This is a genomic window from Psychrobacillus sp. FSL W7-1493, from assembly GCF_038004905.1.
Taxonomy (GTDB): domain Bacteria; phylum Bacillota; class Bacilli; order Bacillales_A; family Planococcaceae; genus Psychrobacillus.
In genome coordinates, this window is sequence record NZ_JBBOSB010000002.1 from 377,836 (window position 1) to 398,601 (window position 20,766).

General features: G+C 35.8%; 20 protein-coding genes. 13 read left to right on the forward strand and 7 right to left on the reverse strand.

Annotation, left to right across the window (positions count from 1 at the left end):
- Window positions 1-36 precede the first annotated feature (36 nt).
- Window positions 37-1,074 carry a GerAB/ArcD/ProY family transporter gene (locus tag MKX96_RS19345; protein ID WP_340886982.1) on the forward strand — a complete coding sequence of 346 codons (1,038 nt, stop codon included), beginning with the start codon at window positions 37-39 and terminating at the stop codon, window positions 1,072-1,074.
- The gene (locus tag MKX96_RS19350; RefSeq protein WP_340886855.1) at window positions 1,071-2,168 is read left to right on the forward strand and encodes a Ger(x)C family spore germination protein; all 1,098 of its coding nucleotides are present in this window, start codon (window positions 1,071-1,073) and stop codon (window positions 2,166-2,168) included. Before MKX96_RS19345 ends, MKX96_RS19350 begins: the two co-directional genes overlap by 4 nt.
- Before the next feature lie 45 nt (window positions 2,169-2,213).
- Here the strand turns inward: MKX96_RS19350 and MKX96_RS19355 are convergent, their stop codons facing one another.
- The 4 genes from MKX96_RS19355 to MKX96_RS19370 form a co-directional block, all read right to left on the reverse strand.
- Window positions 2,214-2,363, reverse strand: coding sequence for a YfhD family protein (locus MKX96_RS19355; protein ID WP_169359095.1), 150 nt, complete (start codon window positions 2,361-2,363; stop codon window positions 2,214-2,216).
- Window positions 2,364-2,441: 78 nt separating this feature from the next.
- Window positions 2,442-3,725, reverse strand: a complete 1,284-nt coding sequence (locus MKX96_RS19360; protein WP_340886858.1) for a HAMP domain-containing sensor histidine kinase — start codon at window positions 3,723-3,725, stop codon at window positions 2,442-2,444.
- A 45-nt stretch (window positions 3,726-3,770) separates the two neighbouring features.
- Entirely contained in the window at window positions 3,771-4,748 is a 978-nt protein-coding gene (locus MKX96_RS19365; protein WP_340886860.1) for a HAMP domain-containing sensor histidine kinase, read from the reverse strand.
- 377 nt (window positions 4,749-5,125) lie between these two features.
- The gene (locus tag MKX96_RS19370; RefSeq protein WP_340886863.1) at window positions 5,126-5,563 is read right to left on the reverse strand and encodes a hypothetical protein; all 438 of its coding nucleotides are present in this window, start codon (window positions 5,561-5,563) and stop codon (window positions 5,126-5,128) included.
- Window positions 5,564-5,892: 329 nt separating this feature from the next.
- On the opposite strand from MKX96_RS19370, the gene MKX96_RS19375 reads away from it, so the two are divergent.
- Window positions 5,893-6,417, forward strand: a complete 525-nt coding sequence (locus MKX96_RS19375; RefSeq protein WP_340886865.1) for a sigma-70 family RNA polymerase sigma factor — start codon at window positions 5,893-5,895, stop codon at window positions 6,415-6,417.
- Window positions 6,410-7,795, forward strand: a complete 1,386-nt coding sequence (locus MKX96_RS19380; protein WP_340886867.1) for a DUF4179 domain-containing protein — start codon at window positions 6,410-6,412, stop codon at window positions 7,793-7,795. Before MKX96_RS19375 ends, MKX96_RS19380 begins: the two co-directional genes overlap by 8 nt.
- Window positions 7,796-7,953: 158 nt before the next feature.
- Here MKX96_RS19380 and MKX96_RS19385 read toward each other — a convergent pair whose 3' ends face one another.
- Window positions 7,954-8,862, reverse strand: a complete 909-nt coding sequence (locus tag MKX96_RS19385) for a DL-endopeptidase inhibitor IseA family protein (protein ID WP_340886870.1) — start codon at window positions 8,860-8,862, stop codon at window positions 7,954-7,956.
- Window positions 8,863-8,977: 115 nt separating this feature from the next.
- Between MKX96_RS19385 and MKX96_RS19390 the strand changes: the two genes are divergently transcribed.
- Complete coding sequence (locus MKX96_RS19390) at window positions 8,978-9,778, forward strand: hypothetical protein (RefSeq protein ID WP_340886873.1); 801 nt, start codon at window positions 8,978-8,980, stop codon at window positions 9,776-9,778.
- 187 nt (window positions 9,779-9,965) lie between these two features.
- Here the strand turns inward: MKX96_RS19390 and MKX96_RS19395 are convergent, their stop codons facing one another.
- Window positions 9,966-10,292: a nucleotide pyrophosphohydrolase gene (locus tag MKX96_RS19395; RefSeq protein ID WP_340886985.1), complete on the reverse strand. Its 327-nt coding sequence runs from the start codon at window positions 10,290-10,292 to the stop codon at window positions 9,966-9,968.
- A gap of 132 nt (window positions 10,293-10,424) precedes the next feature.
- Here MKX96_RS19395 and MKX96_RS19400 point away from each other — a divergent pair, with 132 nt between their 5' ends.
- The 7 genes from MKX96_RS19400 (at window position 10,425) to MKX96_RS19430 (ending at window position 17,962) form a co-directional block, all read left to right on the forward strand.
- Window positions 10,425-11,558 (forward strand): MFS transporter, encoded by a 1,134-nt coding sequence (locus MKX96_RS19400; RefSeq protein ID WP_340886875.1) that lies wholly within the window; start codon window positions 10,425-10,427, stop codon window positions 11,556-11,558.
- 111 nt (window positions 11,559-11,669) lie between these two features.
- The gene (locus MKX96_RS19405; RefSeq protein WP_340886877.1) at window positions 11,670-12,662 is read left to right on the forward strand and encodes a LacI family DNA-binding transcriptional regulator; all 993 of its coding nucleotides are present in this window, start codon (window positions 11,670-11,672) and stop codon (window positions 12,660-12,662) included.
- 112 nt (window positions 12,663-12,774) lie between these two features.
- Window positions 12,775-14,052, forward strand: coding sequence for a histidinol dehydrogenase (gene hisD, locus MKX96_RS19410; RefSeq protein WP_340886878.1), 1,278 nt, complete (start codon window positions 12,775-12,777; stop codon window positions 14,050-14,052).
- 26 nt (window positions 14,053-14,078) lie between these two features.
- A complete protein-coding gene (locus MKX96_RS19415) occupies window positions 14,079-15,401 on the forward strand; it encodes a GntP family permease (RefSeq protein WP_340886880.1) in 1,323 nt (440 codons plus the stop codon).
- A 75-nt stretch (window positions 15,402-15,476) separates the two neighbouring features.
- The gene (locus MKX96_RS19420; RefSeq protein ID WP_340886882.1) at window positions 15,477-16,424 is read left to right on the forward strand and encodes a 3-hydroxyacyl-CoA dehydrogenase family protein; all 948 of its coding nucleotides are present in this window, start codon (window positions 15,477-15,479) and stop codon (window positions 16,422-16,424) included.
- Complete coding sequence (locus MKX96_RS19425) at window positions 16,417-17,181, forward strand: SDR family NAD(P)-dependent oxidoreductase (RefSeq protein ID WP_340886885.1); 765 nt, start codon at window positions 16,417-16,419, stop codon at window positions 17,179-17,181. Before MKX96_RS19420 ends, MKX96_RS19425 begins: the two co-directional genes overlap by 8 nt.
- Window positions 17,159-17,962, forward strand: a complete 804-nt coding sequence (locus MKX96_RS19430) for a 3-hydroxybutyrate dehydrogenase (RefSeq protein ID WP_340886988.1) — start codon at window positions 17,159-17,161, stop codon at window positions 17,960-17,962. Before MKX96_RS19425 ends, MKX96_RS19430 begins: the two co-directional genes overlap by 23 nt.
- Before the next feature lie 51 nt (window positions 17,963-18,013).
- Here MKX96_RS19430 and MKX96_RS19435 read toward each other — a convergent pair whose 3' ends face one another.
- Window positions 18,014-18,412: a hypothetical protein gene (locus tag MKX96_RS19435; RefSeq protein ID WP_340886887.1), complete on the reverse strand. Its 399-nt coding sequence runs from the start codon at window positions 18,410-18,412 to the stop codon at window positions 18,014-18,016.
- Window positions 18,413-18,604: 192 nt separating this feature from the next.
- On the opposite strand from MKX96_RS19435, the gene MKX96_RS19440 reads away from it, so the two are divergent.
- A complete protein-coding gene (locus tag MKX96_RS19440; RefSeq protein ID WP_340886889.1) occupies window positions 18,605-20,707 on the forward strand; it encodes an MMPL family transporter in 2,103 nt (700 codons plus the stop codon).
- Window positions 20,708-20,766 lie beyond the last annotated feature (59 nt).

Here is a 20,766-nt window from a genome sequence, read left to right on the forward strand (position 1 = left end):
AGTGCTAACAAAGAGAGTTTAAAAGGCTATCATGTCATTTTTTTGGTACAGAGTATTATGTTTGGTACAGGAGTTCTATCACTACCTGAAAGATTGAGTAGTCTTGGATACAGCCAGGCTTTGATGCCAATCCTCTTTGGAATAATCGCGAGTATTTCTATATGGCCAATGATCTGGATATGTTCAAAATATCACTCAAAGAACTTATTCGAAATCAATGAAGAAATATTAGGTAAACATTTGGGGAAATGTATTAATGCCTTTATAGTCATTCAGCTAATCTTGTTAGCAACTGCGAAGGTCAGTAATTACGTACAACTGATTCAAAGTACAGCTCTCCAAGAGCAAACTACAAGCATACCTCTTATTTTAGTTTTGCTATTGGTATTATATATCGTGAATGGTGGTATAAAAAATGTTGCTAGATTTTGTATAATGGCATTTTTTATAACAATACCAATGGTGTATTTTCTGAAATGGTCTATAAATAAAGGCGACATAAGCCATGTTTTTCCTGTGTTCAATCATAGTTGGAATGATTTTTTTGTGGCATTTGACCAAGGCTTTAATACTGTACTCGGATATGAGGTAATATTAATATTCTTTCCTTATATTATTAATAAACAAAAAGCTTTTAAGCATGCATTAATAGGTATTTGGATTAGTGTATCTTTGTTCTTTTTGACCACGCTGGTAAGTGTTATGTATTTTTCTGAATGGCAGCTAAGTAATGTTCAGTACTCTGTTTTACATCTATTTAAAGCAGGGGGATTTTCTTTTGTGGAGAGAATAGATATTTTTGGTATTACCTTGTGGGTATTTTTAGTGCTTTCATCTGTGTCAGGATATATCTGGGCTTCCATGAAAGGTGTAAATTCTATTATATCCAAAAGAAAAAGTTCCCACGTTTATATAATAGCTACCACCATTTTCGTAATCCTCACGCTACCGCTATCCCATGACAATTTAGAAAGGGCTTTTATTGTAAGTTATAGAATTGGTTATGGTTTATTGTTTTGGCCGATTATTTTAATTTTGATTCATTCATTTAAGAAAAAGCAGGTGGGATCATGAGTATAAAAAACCTTTTAATATTCTTAATAGGAATGACTCTGTTGGCGGGCTGTAATTTGAATGAAAAAAAGGTGCCAATTGAAGGGATTGATATGGTAGGGGTAATGGCATTTGACTACGAAGATGATGGTAACTATAAGCTTACTGCAGCCATTCCTCAAAAATCAAAATATGCTAATGAAAGAACACAAATATATACAACTACAACAGATCTAGTCACAAGTGGAATGGTTGATATTGAGAAAAAAACAGAAAAAAAAGTAGTTTTAAATCAATTGCGTGTTATTTTGATTAGTGAGGAGTTTGCTAGTAGCGGTATGGTTGTGGAAGTTGTGAAGCATTTGTATCGGAATACACAAGTAGGAAACGAGGTTTTACTAGGCATCGTAAAAGGTAGTGCAGAGGAGTTAATGAGAGGTAATTATTCTGATAAAGCAAGCGTCATAAATTATGTTAGTGACCTACTCCAGCCAAGTGTGAACTTAGCCTTTAACCCAAATACAAATATTCACGATTTTATGTATACACAAACTAATCCTAATTTTGATCCAATTATACCTGTAATCGAACAAAAAGGAGAGAAGTTAGAGTTAACCGGTGTCGCGTTGTTTAAAGATAAACGTATGGACAAAATACTGAAACCAGAGGATGCTCTATATATTCAAGCAATACAAGGAAAGAAAAAACTATCTCCATTTACTTTAAAGGTATTTGAAAGAGATACGCTATTGCTTGATTTCATTGATAACAGTGTAAAAATTACAAGTAATAAAAGCTTAAATTCTCCAAAATTAAAAATTAAACTTAAAATAGAGGGGACGATGTCTGAGTATAAGGGGAAAAGAACGACTTTTCAAGACCCAGATAGCATGGAAAGATTAGAAAAAGAAGCAGAAAAGGTTCTAGAGAAGAAAATAAATGATTTCTTATTGGAAATGCAAGAATTGGAGGTAGATCCGATTGGGTTGACGGAAAATGTTCGTAGACATTATCGGGGCAAGTGGGATGTAGAGCTTACACGTAAAACCATTCATAAAATGAAATGGGATATTGAGGTCGATATGTCTATTTTAAGTACAGGTGTACTTCACTAGAAAATAATTAGGAGGACATGAATATCAAGTCCTCCTGATTAAATACTATTTATTTTTTCTAGATGAATGTCTCAGCTCTGCAAATTCTCGAGCAAATTCTTCTCGGACATCCTTAGGTTTAATCTTCATATTCTTTGGTGTCTGAGGTAAGGAACCAGTGTTATTACTACTTCCCTTTTTGTCGTCTCTACCCATGATGTGATACTCCCTTTCTAAAATTTTTCTCTTTATTAAGATGAGAAGAAAAGGTAATTTTACTCCTGGGAATAAAAATTATTTAGTAATCATTTTTCCTTTCTCTTGTTCCATTACAGGTGGAATGTAAGCTAATGACGATCTAAAATTTAATTCAAAGGTAGTTCCGACACCTACCTCGGACTCTACATGAATATTTCCATTCATTGCACGAATAACACTAAAAACAACCAATATACCTAGACCAGTTCCTTGGTTCCCTTTTGTAGAGTAATACGGCTCTCCTAAACGGTTGAGTTGCTCATCTGTCATTCCCGAACCGGTATCCTTAATAGTAATAACAACGTTGGAAGGTGTAGCTTCTGTCCCCACGGTTAAAGTCCCTCCTGAAGACATAGACTCTATTCCGTTCTTCATAATATTAACTAAGCTTTGATGAAATTTTTGGCTATCACCCATAACTATCGATTCCTCTGTGAAATCTGTAATTATTTCAACGGATCTATTTTGTGCCAGTGGTATTAGCATTTGTATGACTTGATTTAACGCCTTATTAACAAGAATAGTGTTTTCAGTTTCTGGATCAACTTTAGAAATTGTAAGATAATCTTGAATAACTCTTTCAGCTGACTGAAGCTCACTTTTAACGATAGTTAAATACTCCCTTTTTGTGTCTGCTGGAATTGAATCGTTATGCAATAGTTGAACAAAACCTATAGCAGCAGTCAATGGGTTGCGTATTTCATGAGAGATAGCTGCGCCCATCTTTTTTACAACTCCTTGCCTTTCTAAAGTTACAAGTTGCTGTCTGTAGATTGTAAATTTATCAACCTCCTCTAAAAAGTAGGTGATCATCCCTACCCCTAAAGGTTGTAAAAATAAAAATGCAAAACTTACATCAAGTAAGGCATACCCATCTAACATAAAAAGCAAAGGGGTAGTTTGGTAGATTCCAATGATAAAAATAAATCCTATAGCTATCATAACTCGCTGTTCCCTATTTTTTCCTAAAAACCAAGGGTGTATTTTCCATAAGATTAGAGAGAAAATAGCATAATATGATACTGTTACCCAAAATCCTAAATCTATTCCAAAAAAAGAACGGATAATAATTGCTGTTAGACCAAAATAAGGGCCAAGACCAATATAGAGTGCGCCAATTACAAAAGGAATATTCCTAAGATCTAATAAGATGCTATCAGTTAAGGAGTAGCTAAATCCATAGCAAATGATGAGGCTGGTGAAGCAATAGAGCGTAGCAATGAATTGTACTTTTTTCGTATTTTCAAGCCAAATCAAGCTGAAAAAAAGTAATACTATTAAAAGAGATAGGTTGAAAAAAAAATGTAGCGTCAGCTCCATAGTATTACCTCTTCTCAGAAAAATTGATGTGAATAGATTAAAACTTTACCAGAATATATATGAAGCTTTTTGTTTGCGGAAGGTAAAGTAATAAGTAGTTTCCTGTTCGGTTCTCTTTGTTCGAACAGTTCCTTTTATGTTTCTTATAATTCCGAAATCAATGGATGTGTCTAGTACTTTAGATTCCATTTGATTTTCTGTGGTAGGGCTAGTTATTGTAATAAGAATATTGGTTTTAGTCTCCTTAGTTGTGATAGATATAACGCCTCCATCTGTTAAGGAAACTATATTATTTTTAATGATATTTATGAAGGTGTGCTGGAACTTTGCACGGTCTCCGTCTATTAAACTAGTAGACGATAAATCAGAGACTATCTTAACTGAATAATAGTTGGCTAATGGTTGTAAAAGCTTTAGAACAATAGGGAGTTCCTCTTGGATATTTATTTCTTTCGTATGTTCCGTTATAGGCTTAGAATAGGTTAAATAATCTTGAATAATTTTCTCAGCCAAATCAAGTTCGTCTTTTAAAATAGCAAGGTATTGCTTGCTTTTTTCAGAATCTAGGGGTTCTCTAGTTAATAATTCGACAAATCCAATTGCAGAAGTTAAAGGATTTCTAATTTCATGTGATATAGCCGCACCCATTTGTTCTACCGCTTCTTTTTTTTCTACTTTTATTAAAAGCTTCCTTTGGGTATTAATTTTTTCAAAGGCTTCAATAATATATGTAATGATGGCAATGCCAAGTGGTGGAATAACTATATATGCTATATATAAATCTAAAGTATGTGCGCTCCCACTAGTGTTTAGTACAATAAATAATATAAAAAGGCTCATAATAAGAGCTAAAAAGGAGGAACAAATTATACGATATTTAGATTTTAATCGCATAAAATAAGGAGATAATATCCATAAAGCAATACTTAGTGTGCCATTGATCGTAAGGGTCATATAGAAACCTAAATCTATTCCATGTAGACCTCTTAGTAAAATGACGATTGCGCCCAAAATTGGACTCAACCTAAAATAGAGGCTTCCTATAAGTAAAGGGACTATTCGTAAATCTAACATTAGTTCATCCGTTAAATGATAGGAAAACAAATAGCACAGAAGTAATGTAATAACAAAAAATATTAAAGAGGTTTTTTTTCTTTTAAGCAGGCTCCCAGGTTTTCTTAAGTTAGTGAAACAAAGGAAAAATAAGATGATAATTAAGGATAAATTGAATAGAAAATTAACGGTAATAAGCTCCAATTTAATACCTCATCTCACCTTAAGATTATAAATTTATATTATCTTTAAATCGAAGGGTATTCAAGTTTTTATTTAATTATTTGGAAAATTTAATAAAATGAAAGTAAATAAAAACCAGATCTATAAGCTAGATCTGGTTTTTACTATAGACTTTCTTTATTAAAAAAAGAAATTAGCTGCTTATTGGTAGGAGCTTGGATTTTAAACGTTAGCTCTCTATCACCGCTATTTTCGATACGTGGGATGATGGATTCTATTACATGGAACTTCCAAAAAGATGGCTTACTTTTCGTACTTTTTTCGGTATCCGAAGTCATCATTTTACGTTGGAAGGGATGTAATTTACACATAAGGAATTTTTCTTTTAGACGTATGAGTAAATATCCTTCGTCTGTTTCAGGGTTAAACTTTTTCATAAGTGATTCACCTAGTTCAAACGTATTTGATTTATTTTGAACTGATGGTGAAATGACGAATATATTTCCTTTACGAAACACGGAAGTATTAGAAACTTGTTGTAGACCTAACTCGTTGATTAAAAAATCGAGATTTACTTGTGATGCTTCACTAGCGACTGACATAAAGTAGTGCCTCCTTTACAAATCCACAAACTCATTACTATTAAGTATACCCCATTTTCTCATTAATATCTTAAGTTAAGCATAATAAAATTAATAATTTACTGATTTTTCGTAAAAAAAACCAAAAAAAATATAAAAATAGCCTTCCTACTAAGTATATTTTGAGCAGAAACACTTAATTCCTATATTGTAAAAATTTTTATAGTAGAACAAATTAAATGAAATGAATTTTACACGAAAACATATTAAAGTACGTTTACAATAAAAATGTAAAACTTTTTTTCAATTAGTCTGTCTAATTAATAGGGACGTAGAAATGGGGTGATGGTTTGAGCGAACAACTGTTATTAGTAAAAAGAGCGATAAAGGGGAATGAGGAAGCTTTTTTGGACTTGATGCATGTGCATCAGGAAGCATTATATAGGACTGCTATATCCTTTTTAAAAAATGAAGAGGATGCATTGGAGGCTGTGCAAGAAGTTACCTATAGAGCCTTTAAACATATAAGAAAACTGAAAGAGCCAGCGTATTTCAAAACATGGATCATACGGATTATGATGAACTATTGCCAGGATGAAATTCGAAAAAGTAAGCGTGAGTTAGTTGAGGATGACTTACTACACCTAATTGGAGTAGAGGAGAATTTTACCTTTCTAGAAATAGAAGAGGCACTTACACATCTGACTGACTACGAAAGAGAGCTACTCCATCTCAAATACTTTGAAGACATCAAAATTAAAGATATTGCAATCATGTGGAAGACACCAGAAGGGACGATTAAAACTAGACTACATAAGGCACTTCGCTCATTACGACACCAATTTGAAGGGAAAGGGGAGATGAAACGTGTTTGAAGAGGAAAAACAAAAATTGGAGAAAAGAAAATATGTAATCAACCAGGTAGATGTTCCAGTGGATAGGGTACACATGTCCGTTAGGAAGGGTTTTGAAAAAGCAAAACAAGAGAAAAAAAGAAAGAGAATGATTGTGAAGCGCAGTATATTGTCCATTGCTATGGTAGCCATTTTATTCATAGCATTTGTAACCTCGGTAAACGTTTCTCCAGCCTTTGCCAACAAAGTGTCAGCGATTCCAGGAATGGATAGAGTAGTAGCCCTTATCCAAAATGACAGAGGTCTTGTAGCAGCGGTAGAACATGACTTTTATCAACCGATTAATGCTTCTCAAACTCAAGATGGAATTACGGTTACGTTGGATGGAGTGATTGTTGATGAAAATGGTATGGTTATTTTTTATACCGTGGAATCGAAGGAAAAGGATTTGAGTGAATTAGGATATAAATATTGGCGAGTGAAGTCAAATAAAAGATCACCATATGAATATAGTATGGAAATCGGTAATAGCTTTTATCCTTTAGCTACAGAAAAGGGATTGAAGGGTTTCAGCTCTAGTCATCGTATAGAATCTAGGTATAAGTCAAGTCTGCCTCCTGAAGGCCATAGATTAGAACTAGGAATTATCAATGGTGATAAAATTGAAAACTTTAAATTACCCTTTTCCTACGAGAAAATAAATAATTTTGAGAGCAAAACTTTTACCGTTAATAAGGAAGTAGAGATAGAAGGGCAAATAGTAGAACTGAAATTTATCGTAGTAGATCCGACTGGAATGAAAGTATTTTTAGAGACAAAACCAAGTAATACAAAAAAGCTTTTATATGGTGCATTCAATAATATCCGATTAGTAGATGAAGAAGGCAGAGAATGGTCCACGCACGCTGATAGCTATTATTGGGAGCAAAACAAATTTACGGTTTCCGTGCCTGATAGCTTTTATTTTTATAGTCCTAAAAAACTTACGATAAATTTTGGGAAAGTGGCTGCAATCGATAAAGACGAGGCTTATTTACTCATTGATACAAATTTATCTAAGTTTATAAAGCAGCCAAAGGATTCTATCTTCTCAGATTTAAAAATTGAAAAAAATCAAGTTAGCTTTGTTATCGATGCAGATAGAAACAAAGAGTTCGTCTATTTTCCAAAAATAACAAATGAAAGGGGAGAGGAGTATACATTTAAGTATGACGACAGTCCCTATTATCCAAGCTCTCAATATGTGACTAGCTCTTTTACAGATCTCCCAGATGGGAAAATAAAATTTGAATTTCAAATTCCACCAAATAGCAAACAGGTTAGATTGGACTTAGATTTTTATCCTTCTTGGATTGAGGATGAAAACGTAAAGGTTGAAATAGATTTGCAAGATAAATAAGGAAAGTGTAAGTTGCCAATGACTGATAGCGGGTCTCAGGGGTTGATAAAAGCTAAACAAGAGTAAAGTAAAAAGACAGTAAATCAACTTTGATTTGCTGTCTTTTTAAAAGTAGGAAATATAAATGACCTTAGTTTTAATATAGTTTTGATTTTATATCAATACATTTCTATTTGACCTACCTGATGAATTTTAAAATCCATATATCCATTAGGCTGCACGATAAAATACATTCTATTTTCCCCAGAAACTAGAGGTCCTTTGTAGTCCTTTTCAAGCTCAACAAAAACCGTTGCGACAAACTCTACGTGGTATGAGCCCCTGTCTACCTCTTTTAGTTTAGATAACTCCATTTTTTTAATACCCTTCTTAAATTTGCTAACATCAAAATAGGATGTTGGCAGCAACTGATTTTGAGCAATTGAAGAATTTGTCGTTAGATTGGCAAATAGAGTGTGAATTGGGTTGATTTTATCTGGGATATTAAGGTCAACCACTGGTTTTTTATTCACTCTCCAACCTATGTTTTCAACGAATTGGTATTCTACAATGTACATGATCTTATCGATAGATTCTCCTAGAGGAACCGTTATCCGATATTTAACTTTGTTTTTTTCTTTTTTAACAATTTCTGCATTCGCTTTTCCCCAGTCCTCGAGGGAGCCAATGTCAGTTTCTTGTTGTGCAAGCTTCCCTTTATATTCTATGATTTCTAAATCTTCTATTAGCTGTTCAGCTATTTGAGAAGTCATTGTTTGAGTTAGATAGGCCATAAGTTCACCTTTAGTATCAATCTTACTGGATAAGTAACGGTAAGCTAAGTCATTAAAAAGGAATGTATTATATTCCCGATTCTGATACCCCCCTCCACTACTTATAAATAGATATGCTTCATGATATTTAGCCGCTAAGTCAATTGCTACTTTGTCAGTTAGGTAATGGTTATTTTGTGTAGCTGACTGAACAGTTGGGTTTTTGGTTTGTGCCTCTGTAGCATTTACAAAGGAAGTATTTAATAGACTCAGGGCCGTAAATGCAATTAAAAACTTTGTAGTTTTAGTTTTCATCCTAATTCCTCCAATTTGAGTTTGTTAGAGCTATAAATATAAATAGTTGAAAGGGTATTTTGTTGAGATTATAGAATAGGAGACTAATAAATATTATGTAGAGGGAGCAAAGATTATGTCTGCTGACTTAAAAGAAGCTTATGGAAATTACTTAATCCCGAAAGAAATCTTACAGCTCATTCAGCTAGAGGAGAACCTTAACAAGGAAGATTTATCGTTAAGTATGATCGGATGCATACCAGCCACCGAGCTGTCGCCTTACTCAATTACACCGCCTGATTTAATACCCTTTGCAGAAACTGGAGGGGATGGCATTCACTTTGGTTTTTTGACTGACTTTCATAAAGTTGGAGATGTAATGGAAGCTGCTATTGTATGCATATCACCTACTAACGACCCACCAGTTCGTTACTTGGCGAATAACTTCTACGAGTTTATAAGTCTAGTATGTTCCGTACCCCATGTGGAGTTGCTTGAGCAATTAGCTACTATTTCAAATAAAGAACAAGAAAAGGCTATATTAGAAGAATATATGGCCGAACTACCAAGTTCATGGAAAATAAAACAAGAAAAAGTCTTCTCAGCATTAAAAGGCATCTATCCAGAAGGAAAAAAGGTAGATATTATAGCTACTATTTCCGCAGCAAAAGAAAAAAGGATGGAAAAAATAGTTATCGAAACCTTTGATGGTTTAGGAGTTGTAGGTGAAACTGGTGGGAAAAGATATGAATTTTTGGAGAGTAGAATAAGTGATTCAAAAGAGTTATTAAGAATGCATCAATTTCTTCAAGAGGCAACTTTGGAAGAAAAGCAGGCTTTTATTAGGGACATACAGTACTGGTATATAGTCGATCCAGATTACAACTATGAGATTTGGTCGTTAGTTCAAGATGTAATCCGGACGTTTAATAAGTGAGTTCATAACATGCTGGGATTTTGGCACTAGAAAAGACGTCATAATATAAAAGATTACATGGAGATAGCTAGCTCGTATCTCACCCTAAAGCGTGCTGCGTAACGAAAAACAATAGCTCCTTCCATTTTTTAAAGTAAAAGGAAAGGAGCTTTATTTCTTCTATCTGGTTGTCTCAGCCTCATTGTCTCTAGTTAGGTAAAGGATATTTTATAGCATTCTTTTGTATTTTCTTTTTAGCTGCTTCCTTTAAATCTATGTCTAATAGGTTTGCGAGTTGTAGGAGGTAGATTAGAACATCTGCCGCTTCTTCTTCAATGCCTTGTTTGTCGTTTGCTATAGCTTCTTCTGGGGTACGCCATTGAAAGTGCTCTAATAGTTCACTAGCTTCTAAAGATATAGAGATCGCGAGACTACGAGCATCAGTATTGCGAACCCAACCTCTTTTTTGGTTAAACTCCAAAATTTCTTCTGTTAATTCCTTCATATTCTTCTGCCCCTTTTGTAACCATAAAATGGTTTAAATGTATTGTATGTCTACCATTATTATAGCCAAGCTGATAAACAAATGGTCTATAATCTTTTAAACATAGCGGCTTATATATTGATATAATATTGAACTATACATAATGCGATTGAGGGGAGATATATGAATCTAAAAGGAGTTTTGCTATTAATATTCTTATTTCATACTGTAGTAAACGCAACTAGGCCAGTCATTACACTCTCAGCCGACGAGTATGGGGCATCTATTTGGATCATTGGTATTCTAACCTCTACATTTGCCTTTTTACCATTAATATTTTCAATTCATGCCGGCAAAATAATAGATAAAATAGGAGATAGGCTCCCTATTATTATCGGGTTTGTTAGCCTTATAGCCGGTATGATTGTTCCTGCTGCTTTTTCTACTATATGGTCTTTGTTTGCAAGTCAGTTACTGTTAGGGATAGGGAATATAAGTATACCTATTGCCTTACAAAATCAGTTAGGTCACCAAACGACTAAGAAAAACAGAGATTATTATTTCAGTATGTTCAGTTTGTGTGTTGCTTTTGGAGCTGTAGTAGGTCCTCTCATGGGTGGATACTTATCTGAACATATATCCTTTCAAATTGTTTATATAGTATGCGTGGGGATAGGATTAGCTGGTATTATCTTTTCTTTAAAAATCCCTAAGGCAGAGCAACAAATACATAGGAAACCAACTAAAATGATTGACTCTATAAAGCTATTAGAAAGCCCGTTAATAAGAAGGGCATTGTTCTCCAGTGCCTTAGTTCTTTATTCAAAAGACATCTTTGTTGCCTACTTTCCGTTATTAGGAAAGCAAATGAACTTGTCTACGTCTACAATAGGTTGGATCATAGCGCTCCAGGGATTAGCAACCATGTTTGTACGTTTTGTTTTACCAAAGCTTTTAGAAATATATAAGAGGGAATTTATCTTATTCGTATCCATATTTGTCGCAGGGATTGCCTTTTTATTGTTACCTTTGACAAGCTCCGTTCTTGTAATTGCTTTTCTTGCTATTATGATGGGGTTAGGCTTAGGGTGCGGACAGCCAATCTCCATGACAACGACTTATAATGCATCTCCACCAGAAAGGACAGGGGAAGTTTTAGGACTACGAATAACTATAAATCGCTTATTTCAGCTAATTGCTCCAGCTTTTTTTGGTGTAATTGGAGGCTCTGTTGGAATGGCAGGCGTGTTTCTTTTTAGTGGTGTTTTTCTAGTGGGAGGATCGTTGTTGTTTAAGGGGAAGAAAGGTGAAGATTAAAGCTGTTGGTAAACACTAATCTTTAGTAGAGGTTAGTGTTTATTATTTCCAAAAAAACAATATTATTGTATAGTTTGAAATAATTAAACTTTTATGAAAGTAGTGAGTAAGATGAATCAGGGAGTTACTGCAAAGGATGTTGCGAAGCTTGCCGGCGTTTCTCAATCTTCTGTCTCGCGTGTTTATTTTAAAGGGGCGACTGTGTCTCAAAAAACTCGTGAGAAGGTAATGGCTGCTGCTAAGGAATTAGGTTATAGACCGAATGAATTTGCCCGTAGTCTAATTACAAATAGAACGAAAATAATTGGCTTAGTTATGAAGGGGGTCCAGAATCCTTTTTATCCACAGGTATTAAAGCAATTTACAACTGCATTTAAAAAGTTGGGCTACAGCATTTTATTTGTGTATACAAATAACGATGAGATTCAACAGGAGGATATTGATATATTACTTAACTATAATGTTGCAGGTGTCATTATTACGGATGCCACGTTGTCTTTGCAAGCAAACGAGGATCTATTTAATAACAGAATTCCTTTGGCTTTGTTTAATAGAAAGATTGATGGTAATAAGTTTTATTCTGTATGCTGTAACAATTTAGAAGCGAGTAAACAAATTGCACATTACTTATTGGAGGCAGGTTGCTCTAATATGATTTATATTTCTGGCAATGAAAACACATCGACTAGTATAGAGAGAGAAAAAGGCTTTGTAACGGTATTAAAAGAAAATAAAGTGGAGTATAAAAAATATATTTCTGATTTTACTTATGAGGGTGGGTATAAAACAATCGAGAAAGTAGTTTCTCAGGGAAAAGTACCCGAAGCGATATTCGTGGCGAATGATATTATGGCTCTAGGAGTGATGGATTCTTTAAAAAAACATCATATATCAGTTCCAGATGACGTGAAGGTTGTGGGGTTCGACAATATTGAGATGTCCGCTTGGCCTTCTTATAGTTTAACTACTTGGGAGCAGCCGATAAATGAAATGGTAAACGTAACAGTTGACTATTTAACCGCCGAAATCAGCGAATACTCTGGTCAGACCCAAAATATAGAGATTGATGGAAGATTAATTGTTCGTAATTCAACATATAAATAGTTGACTAATTTATGTTTTTAGAATAATCTTACTTGTATATATTTTTGCATACGTATGCAAAGTGAATTGCGTTTTTATGAATGCGTTTTCAAACAAAGGGGAGGAATTACAAATGGTGAAAGTAATTAAGTCTGGAAAGTCACAAGAAGAAGTGAGCGCTAATGATTTAAAAGTATCTCAAATAGTTTCAGAGGCCTTGCATGACGTAGAAGCTAGGGGTGATCAAGCTGTTCGTGAGTTATCGGAAAAGTTTGATAAGTGGTCACCTGAATCATTCCGTTTATCAAGCAAGCAAATTGAAGAAATGGTAGCTCAAGTACCGTCAGAGGTAATTGAGGATATAAAATTTGCTCAAAAAAATATTCGGGAATTTGCAGAAGCACAGCTCGCATCTCTTCAGGATGTAGAAGTAGAAAATATTCCAGGAGTAATTTTAGGACATAAAAATATCCCAGTAAATAGCGTAGGCTGTTATATACCTGGTGGGCGGTATCCAATGGTTGCCTCAGCTCATATGAGCGTATTAACTGCAAAAGTTGCTGGGGTGAAAAGAGTAATTGCATGTACTCCTCCTATTAATGGAGAAATTCCTTATGCTACTATCGCTGCTATGTCGTTGGCAGGGGCAGATGAGATCTATTTGCTAGGAGGTATTCAGGCAATGGGTGCAATGGCAATTGGGACTGAGACTATTCAACCGGTAGATATGATAGTTGGACCTGGTAATGCATTTGTAGCTGAAGCAAAACGTCAGCTTTATGGTCGAGTTGGAATTGACTTATTTGCTGGTCCGACTGAAACCTTAGTTGTAGCGGACCATACAGCAGATGCTGAAATGGTTGCTACAGATATTCTTGGACAAGGTGAACATGGACCAACTTCTCCAGGTGCTTTAATAACTACTTCAGAGAAATTGGCTGAAGAAACGTTAGTTGAGATTGAGCGTCAGCTAAAAATTTTACCTACAGCCGATGTGGCTAGAGTCTCTTGGGAAGATTATGGACAAATTCTATTAGTAGATTCTATTGAAGAAGCTAGAATAGAAGCTGATCGTTTAGCGTTCGAGCATGTCGAAATTTTAACAGAAGACCCAGATTATTTTTTAGAAAATATGACGAACTATGGCTGTCTTTTCTTAGGACCAGAAACAAATGTAGCCTACGGGGATAAAGTAATTGGCACGAATCATACGTTGCCAACAAAGGGTGCTGCAAGGTATACGGGCGGCTTATGGGTAGGTAAATTTATTAAAACAGTAACTTATCAAAAGGTAACACCTGAGGCAAGTGCTTATATTGGGGAATATGCTGCACGTTTATGTCAGTTAGAGAACTTTGCTGGCCACGCCGAGCAGGCGCTATTAAGAGTAAGACGTTACGGAAATAAATAGTTCGTAGGGGTGAAGGGGGAAAAAGGATGTTAGGTTTCATAGGATTATTTGGTGGTCTAGCGTTATTGATTTATTTAACTATGAAGGGGATGAACCTTCTAATTGCGGCACCACTCACTGCTCTGTTAGTTGGGGTATTGAATGGACTTCCATTGTTTCCACAGCTTGTAGAGAAAGGTGCTGACAATTTCTTAACTAATTATATGGGAGGCTTTACTAGCTTCATAGCTTCCTGGTGGTTAATGTTCTTAGCAGGTGCCATTTTTGGTAAAGTCATGGAGGATAGTGGTGCAGCAGATAGCGTTTCCCAATGGATTGTTAGTAAAATTGGTATCAAGCGTGCAGCGCTTGCTGTAGTAATCGCATGTGCTGTTCTAACTTATGGGGGAGTAAGTTTATTTGTAGTAGCCTTCTCGGTATATCCAATGGCTTTGAGTTTATTTAAGCAAGCAGATTTACCAAGACGCTTTATACCGGCTGCTCTTGGCTTTGGTTCTACAACCTTCACGATGACATCGGCAGGATCACCAGAAATTCAAAACTGGATTCCTGTCCAATATTTAAAGACTTCCCCTTATGCAGGATGGGAAGTCAGCTTTATAGTAGCAGTCTTCATGATGGCTTTTGGTTATTGGTGGCTGAAGAAAATGATTAAGAAAGCAATGGATAATGGCGAAACGTTTGTAAGCAGGGAAACTGATGTAACCACGGTTGCTCGTAAAGAATTGCCCAATCCATTACTAAGCATGATTCCGTTAGGTGTAGTATTAATTATTTCATTTTTCTTACATAAGGAATTGGAAACCTCGGCATTAATCCTTGCATTGACGGGGGGGATTCTAGCAACCTATCTGATTAACAGAAAGTATTTTCAAAATTTCGGTGGTGCAGTTGCTGAAGGAGCAATGGGTGCTGTTATTGCCATTGCTAATACTGCCGCAGTTGTAGGCTTTGGTGGTGTAGTAAAGGTTACTCCCGCGTTCGAATCAGCAGTTGATGTAATGACTGGTATACCAGGTAGTCCACTAATTGGTGGAGCATTAGCCGTGGCTGTTATAGCTGGTTTAACGGGTTCGTCTTCAGGTGGACAGGCTATCGCCTTGCCACTATTAGCACCACATTATTTAGATTTAGGTGTAAATGCAGAAGCACTTCACAGAACGGTTGCGATTTCTTCTGGCTCTCTAGACTCTTTACCTCAAGGGGGCTATGTAGTTACGACTATTCGTTCAATCTGTGGGGAAACACATAAGGATGCTTATCCGGCCTTTGGAGCTTTAACAGTTGTTGTGCCGATTCTAGGTGTAATATTAGCTGTCATTCTTTTCTCTTTTGGCATAGGGATATAATTACAATACCCAACTAGCAGTGTTGCATTTGCTTGTTGGGTATTGGTTTTAAATACATATTAGGGGCGTGAAAAAATGGAAAATGTATCAATTCTAGGGTGTGGAACAATGGGACACTCCATTGCTTTATCCGCAGCATGGGCAGGGTTGCATGTAAAAGTATATGGAGTTAATGAGCAAGATCTGGAGATTGCTAAAAAAGGCCTTCAAAATAAAATAAAAGTAATGAAGGATAATGGTTTGTTTGATGAAAAGGAAGCAGCACGCATTATGGACCTCATTAAGTTATCTCTATCTCTAAAAGAGGTTGTAAAAGAGACAACCTTTATTATTGAAGTAATACCTGAAGTACTAGATCTTAAAAAAAATATGTATAAAAAATTAGAGGCCCTAGTGGGTAAGGATGTTATTATAGCAAGCAATACATCTGGCTTTATGCCAAGTTTATTGGCAGAGGGAATGGATCATCCTAATCGTTTTGTTGTTACACACTTTTGGAATCCCGGTCATCTAATTCCTTTGGTTGAAGTAGTAAAGGGTGAAAAGACAGATAACGGTACGGTTCAGCGAGCTATGCAAGTACTTCAGCATATGAAGAAGAAACCGGTTTTATTAAACAGAGAGATTCCAGGATTTATAGGGAATCGCTTACAGTACGCGTTATTTCGGGAAGCACAATCCCTACTTGATGCAGGGGTAGCAACTAAAGAGGACATCGATGCAGCGGTAACATATAGTATTGGGCGTCGTCTTCCGGTAACAGGCCCTTTAATGACTGCGGATATGGGAGGTCTTGATGTTTTTTCTGCTATCTCAAATTATCTTTTTGAGGACTTGAGCACCGATCAAAAATCCGGTAGAGTGCTTACACAGTTAGTGGAAGAGAATAAGCTTGGAGACAAAAGTGGAGAAGGCTTCTATACATGGGACGAGCAATTTTCACAGCTTAAAAATGTAGAACGTGAACAGATGTTAATTCATTTTCTTAAGGGAGACATGAATTTAGGAGGTAGCGATGAATAACTTCTTTTCTGAATTAGAGCATAAAACTGTAATTGTAACAGGGGGTAGCAAAGGAATAGGGAAAGATATAGCCCTTACATTTGCTAAGCTAAAAGCTAATGTGGTGATCTCCGGACGAGAAGGTATGGCATTAGAGGAAACGCTGAAGGACCTACAAGGCTATAACGATCGTTGCATCTCTGTTCAAGGTGATTTAAGTAAAATGGAGAACATAAATAATTTAATAGAGACGACAGTAAAAGAGTTTGGAACAATTGATGTACTTATCAATAATGCAGGAGTTAATATTGCAAAGCCTGCATTAGAAGTAACGGAGAATGACTGGGATACTGTCTTAGACTTAAATTTAAAGTCTGCGTTCTTTACAAGTCAGGCAGCGGCTAAATTTATGAGTAAACAAAGAAATGGTAAAATTATAAATATAGCCTCTCAAATGGCCTTTGTAGGCTATTACAATAGAGCAGCATATTGTTCTAGTAAAGGAGGTCTAGTTCAACTAACAAAGGCGTTGGCAGTTGAATGGGCTAAGCTTGGTATTAACGTTAACGCTGTGGCACCTACCTTTATAGAAACAGAGTTAACTGCTAAAATGTTTGAAGATGAAGATTTTAAAAGGGATGTCGAAAATAGAATTCTCTTAAAGGGACTTTCGCAGCCAAAGGATATTTCTGGAGCAGTGCTGTATTTAGCCTCTGATTTGGCGAATTTCGTGACAGGAGAAACTTTAAAGGTTGATGGTGGATGGACTGCAATTTAAGATTGGAGGAATTCAATTGAAGGGTAAAGTAGTATTTATAACTGGGGCTGCCAGAGGTATTGGCTATGATGTCGCTAAGGCATTTTTAGAGGCAGGAGCAAGCGTAGTTATTTCAGATTTGAATAAAGTAGCATTAGACGAGGCTGTCTCCACTCTAAATGGGCAAGTAAAGGGTCTTGTCTGTGATGTAACGAAAGAAGAGGACATTAAGAACGCCATTGAATCTACAGTAGATTCCTTTGGAAGAATAGATATATTGATAAATAATGCAGGTATGCAGCATGTTTCATTAATAGAAGAATTCCCGACAGAAAAGTTCGAGCTATTAATAAAAATAATGCTAACAGCTCCTTTTATAGCTATGAAATATGCATTACCACACATGAAAAAGCAGCGATTTGGCCGGATTATTAATATGGCTTCTATAAACGGCTTGATAGGATTTGCAGGAAAGGCCGCCTATAATTCAGCTAAGCATGGAGTGATCGGTTTAACTAAGGTAGCGGCATTAGAGGCTGCAGCTGATGGAATTACAGTTAATGCAATATGCCCAGGCTATGTGGATACATTGCTTGTACGCAACCAATTTGAAGATTTAGCTAGAACGAGAAATATTAATGTGGAGCAGGTACTGGAAGAAGTATTGTATCCCCTAGTTCCCCAAAGAAGATTATTAGACGTTCAAGAAATTACTGACTTAGCTTTGTATGTGGCAAGTGAATCTGCCAAAGGGATGACAGGCCAGGCAATTGTTTTAGATGGTGGCTATACAGCCCAATAATAAAAGGCCCTTAATTTTAGGGGCCTTTTTCTATATAATAACCTAAATTGTTTATGCTTTACTTGATTTTTCAACGAAGAAGGTAATAACTAAGAACATAAAGAATGCAAAAAGTAAAACAGTTCCCCCTACGATAAAGAAGACCATAACCAGTGTTTCATTTAGGTCAAAGGGATTTAGATTATACATCCACATGCCAACTGTTAATCCTAATGCACCTATCATGGCACTAATACTTTGTACAGTTACCATCCACTTATGTTTGACTGTAAATACTTGATAGAAAATTCCCCATGCAAAGACAGATAGCCATCCTACTAAAAGTACGTGAGCGTGTATTGGTCTTAGTGAGTAGTCCATCTGACCTGCCATATGCGAACCAATATAAGTTCCAATCAGTCCAAATAATGCTGCAAAACGAATTAATCTTATACTCCAAGTTTTTTCCATTATTATCTCTCCTCTCAAAGCCTCAGTTTAATGATTAAATATCTTTTCCACAAGTGGTAAATTTACTTTGACTTGAATATTTCAAATTTGATTAGAAAGAATATAAAAGTAAAAGGAAAGTTCATAGAGAGTTCATATACCTTCTGTAAACTAACTATTTGATAGAAATTTTGAAGGAGGAAAAGCGCTCATATGAAAAAACTATTACACCCAATTACTGACTGGGTCTCAACTAAACGAGGCATGTGGATTACCATTATTGCTTGGTTAGTCCTCATGATTGGATTAAGTGCTGGGCCACAACTTGGAGAGTATAAGGTAACTAATTTTCAATCTCTACCTGACGATGCAGCTTCTATAATTGCCAGTGAAAAGTTAGATGAATACTTCCCTAATGATCAAGGGACCCCTGGAATCCTAGTTTTTCATAACGAGGATGGAGAAGTAAATGTTGAAAGTGTAAAAAGTATTCTTGAAGGTATTCAACAAGCAAATATTGATGGGATTGACACCATCGTTGATATTGCTTCATTACCAGAACAAGCACTAGCATCTTTTATCTCTGAGAACGGTTCAACTATGATTGTACCTATGAATCTTGAGGCTGGCTTAGGAAATGATCAATATGCCGAGATTAATGATGAAGCTTCCAAGATAGGGAACGATATAGCTGAAAGTACAGGGGATACACAGTTTTATATTACGGGACCTGCAGGTATTGCAGGAGATACTGTAAAGCTATTTGAACAGGCAGATATCCAATTGTTACTTGCTACTATAGTTATAATTTTAATATTATTAATAGTTATTTATAGATCACCATTGCTGGCATTTATCCCATTGTTAGCAACTGTTATCGTTTATCAGGTAGCAAACCAAACGATTGCCCTTTTGGGAGCAGGTGGGTTAGAAATTAATAACTCTACTACTTCGATTATGAGTATTTTATTGTTTGCAGCTGTAATTGATTATTCGTTATTCGTATTCTCACGTTATCGCGAAGAATTGAATCATTATGAAAGTAAATATGAAGCAATGAAATATGCAATGCGTGCTACTGGTGAACCAGTATTCTTTGCTGGAGGAACAGTCCTAGCTGCTATGCTTGTTCTATTCTTTGCTGATTTCCGTGATTATCAAAACTTTGCACCAATTTTTGGGACAGCTGTATTTATTATTATGATTGCTTCCATTACATTAGTGCCTGCCTTATTTACTTTGTTTGGTCGCAAAGCATTTTGGCCAAAAGTACCAAAGTATGGAGCCCAAAAAGAAGTAAAGCATGGCATATGGGGGCCAGTTGCTAAATTTGTTGTTAACAAACCATTTTTAACAGGTGGTCTTGTCTTTGTCTTGATGGTTGTCACGGCTTTAAATATGTTTAATCTAAAATTTGAATTTGATACTGTTAAGTCATTCCCAGAAGACCTACCTTCTCGTGAGGGTTATGAAATAGTTGAATCTAACTTTGACAAAGGTGAGCTAGCTCCCACGTCTATTTTAGTAGAAAGTAATTCAAACCTTTCAGATGATCAAGTAGAAGACTTAAGAGTCTTACTTGAGGAGCAAGAGCATGTAGCTTCTGTGCGGTTAACTAATGCTAATGAAGAACAATCCTTAGTAAAATATAGTCTAGCCTTTGATATTAACCCTTATTCTACTGAAGCAATGGATCAATTGGGTGATATGCGTACTAGTGGTGAGGATATACTCAAGGCTGCACAAATTGATGGAGATATTCATTTTGCTGGTACTACTGCTAAGCTTGTAGACGAGCGGGAAACTAACACCAGTGATATCTATAAGATAGTATTATTGGAAACATTATTAATAGTAATCCTATTATTCGTAATGACTCGATCATGGAAAATGCCTCTATACATGATGGCAACTATTCTTCTTTCCTATCTGTCAGCATTAGGATTAGGGATTTTCCTTGTAGATGTGTTATTTGGTTATGAGGCAGTAAGCACACGAGTTCCAGTTTATGCCTTCATCTTCTTAGTTGCACTTGGGATCGACTACAATATAATTTTAGTCTCCAGGTTCATAGAAGAACGTAAAACTTACAAGGTGAAAGACGCTTTGGAAATTGCGATACGTAATACAGGTGGAGTAATTTCTTCCGCTGGTATCATCCTTGCGGCAACATTTGCGGCACTAACAACTATGCCAATAGCAGATTTATTCGTCTTTGGCTTCATCGTATCAATAGGGATTATTATAGACACATTCCTAGTTCGCGGAATGCTTCTACCAGCTCTAATACTCCTATTCGAAAAAGATAAGAAGTAGACGAGAAAAGCGTAGGCGCCTATCCCTGCCCCGACAGGCAAGCTGTAAGCTGTTATAAT

Coding starts and splice junctions, on each gene's coding strand:
- MKX96_RS19405 (WP_340886877.1), top strand. CDS start 11,670: ATGAATCAGGGAGTTACTGCAAAGGATGTTGCGAAGCTTGCCGGCGTT.
- MKX96_RS19400 (WP_340886875.1), top strand. CDS start 10,425: ATGAATCTAAAAGGAGTTTTGCTATTAATATTCTTATTTCATACTGTA.
- MKX96_RS19390 (WP_340886873.1), top strand. CDS start 8,978: ATGTCTGCTGACTTAAAAGAAGCTTATGGAAATTACTTAATCCCGAAA.
- MKX96_RS19370 (WP_340886863.1), bottom strand. CDS start 5,563: ATGTCAGTCGCTAGTGAAGCATCACAAGTAAATCTCGATTTTTTAATC.
- MKX96_RS19425 (WP_340886885.1), top strand. CDS start 16,417: ATGAATAACTTCTTTTCTGAATTAGAGCATAAAACTGTAATTGTAACA.
- MKX96_RS19435 (WP_340886887.1), bottom strand. CDS start 18,412: ATGGAAAAAACTTGGAGTATAAGATTAATTCGTTTTGCAGCATTATTT.
- MKX96_RS19440 (WP_340886889.1), top strand. CDS start 18,605: ATGAAAAAACTATTACACCCAATTACTGACTGGGTCTCAACTAAACGA.
- MKX96_RS19430 (WP_340886988.1), top strand. CDS start 17,159: ATGGTGGATGGACTGCAATTTAAGATTGGAGGAATTCAATTGAAGGGT.
- MKX96_RS19415 (WP_340886880.1), top strand. CDS start 14,079: ATGTTAGGTTTCATAGGATTATTTGGTGGTCTAGCGTTATTGATTTAT.
- MKX96_RS19350 (WP_340886855.1), top strand. CDS start 1,071: ATGAGTATAAAAAACCTTTTAATATTCTTAATAGGAATGACTCTGTTG.
- hisD (WP_340886878.1), top strand. CDS start 12,775: ATGGTGAAAGTAATTAAGTCTGGAAAGTCACAAGAAGAAGTGAGCGCT.
- MKX96_RS19385 (WP_340886870.1), bottom strand. CDS start 8,862: ATGAAAACTAAAACTACAAAGTTTTTAATTGCATTTACGGCCCTGAGT.
- MKX96_RS19420 (WP_340886882.1), top strand. CDS start 15,477: ATGGAAAATGTATCAATTCTAGGGTGTGGAACAATGGGACACTCCATT.
- MKX96_RS19360 (WP_340886858.1), bottom strand. CDS start 3,725: ATGGAGCTGACGCTACATTTTTTTTTCAACCTATCTCTTTTAATAGTA.
- MKX96_RS19355 (WP_169359095.1), bottom strand. CDS start 2,363: ATGGGTAGAGACGACAAAAAGGGAAGTAGTAATAACACTGGTTCCTTA.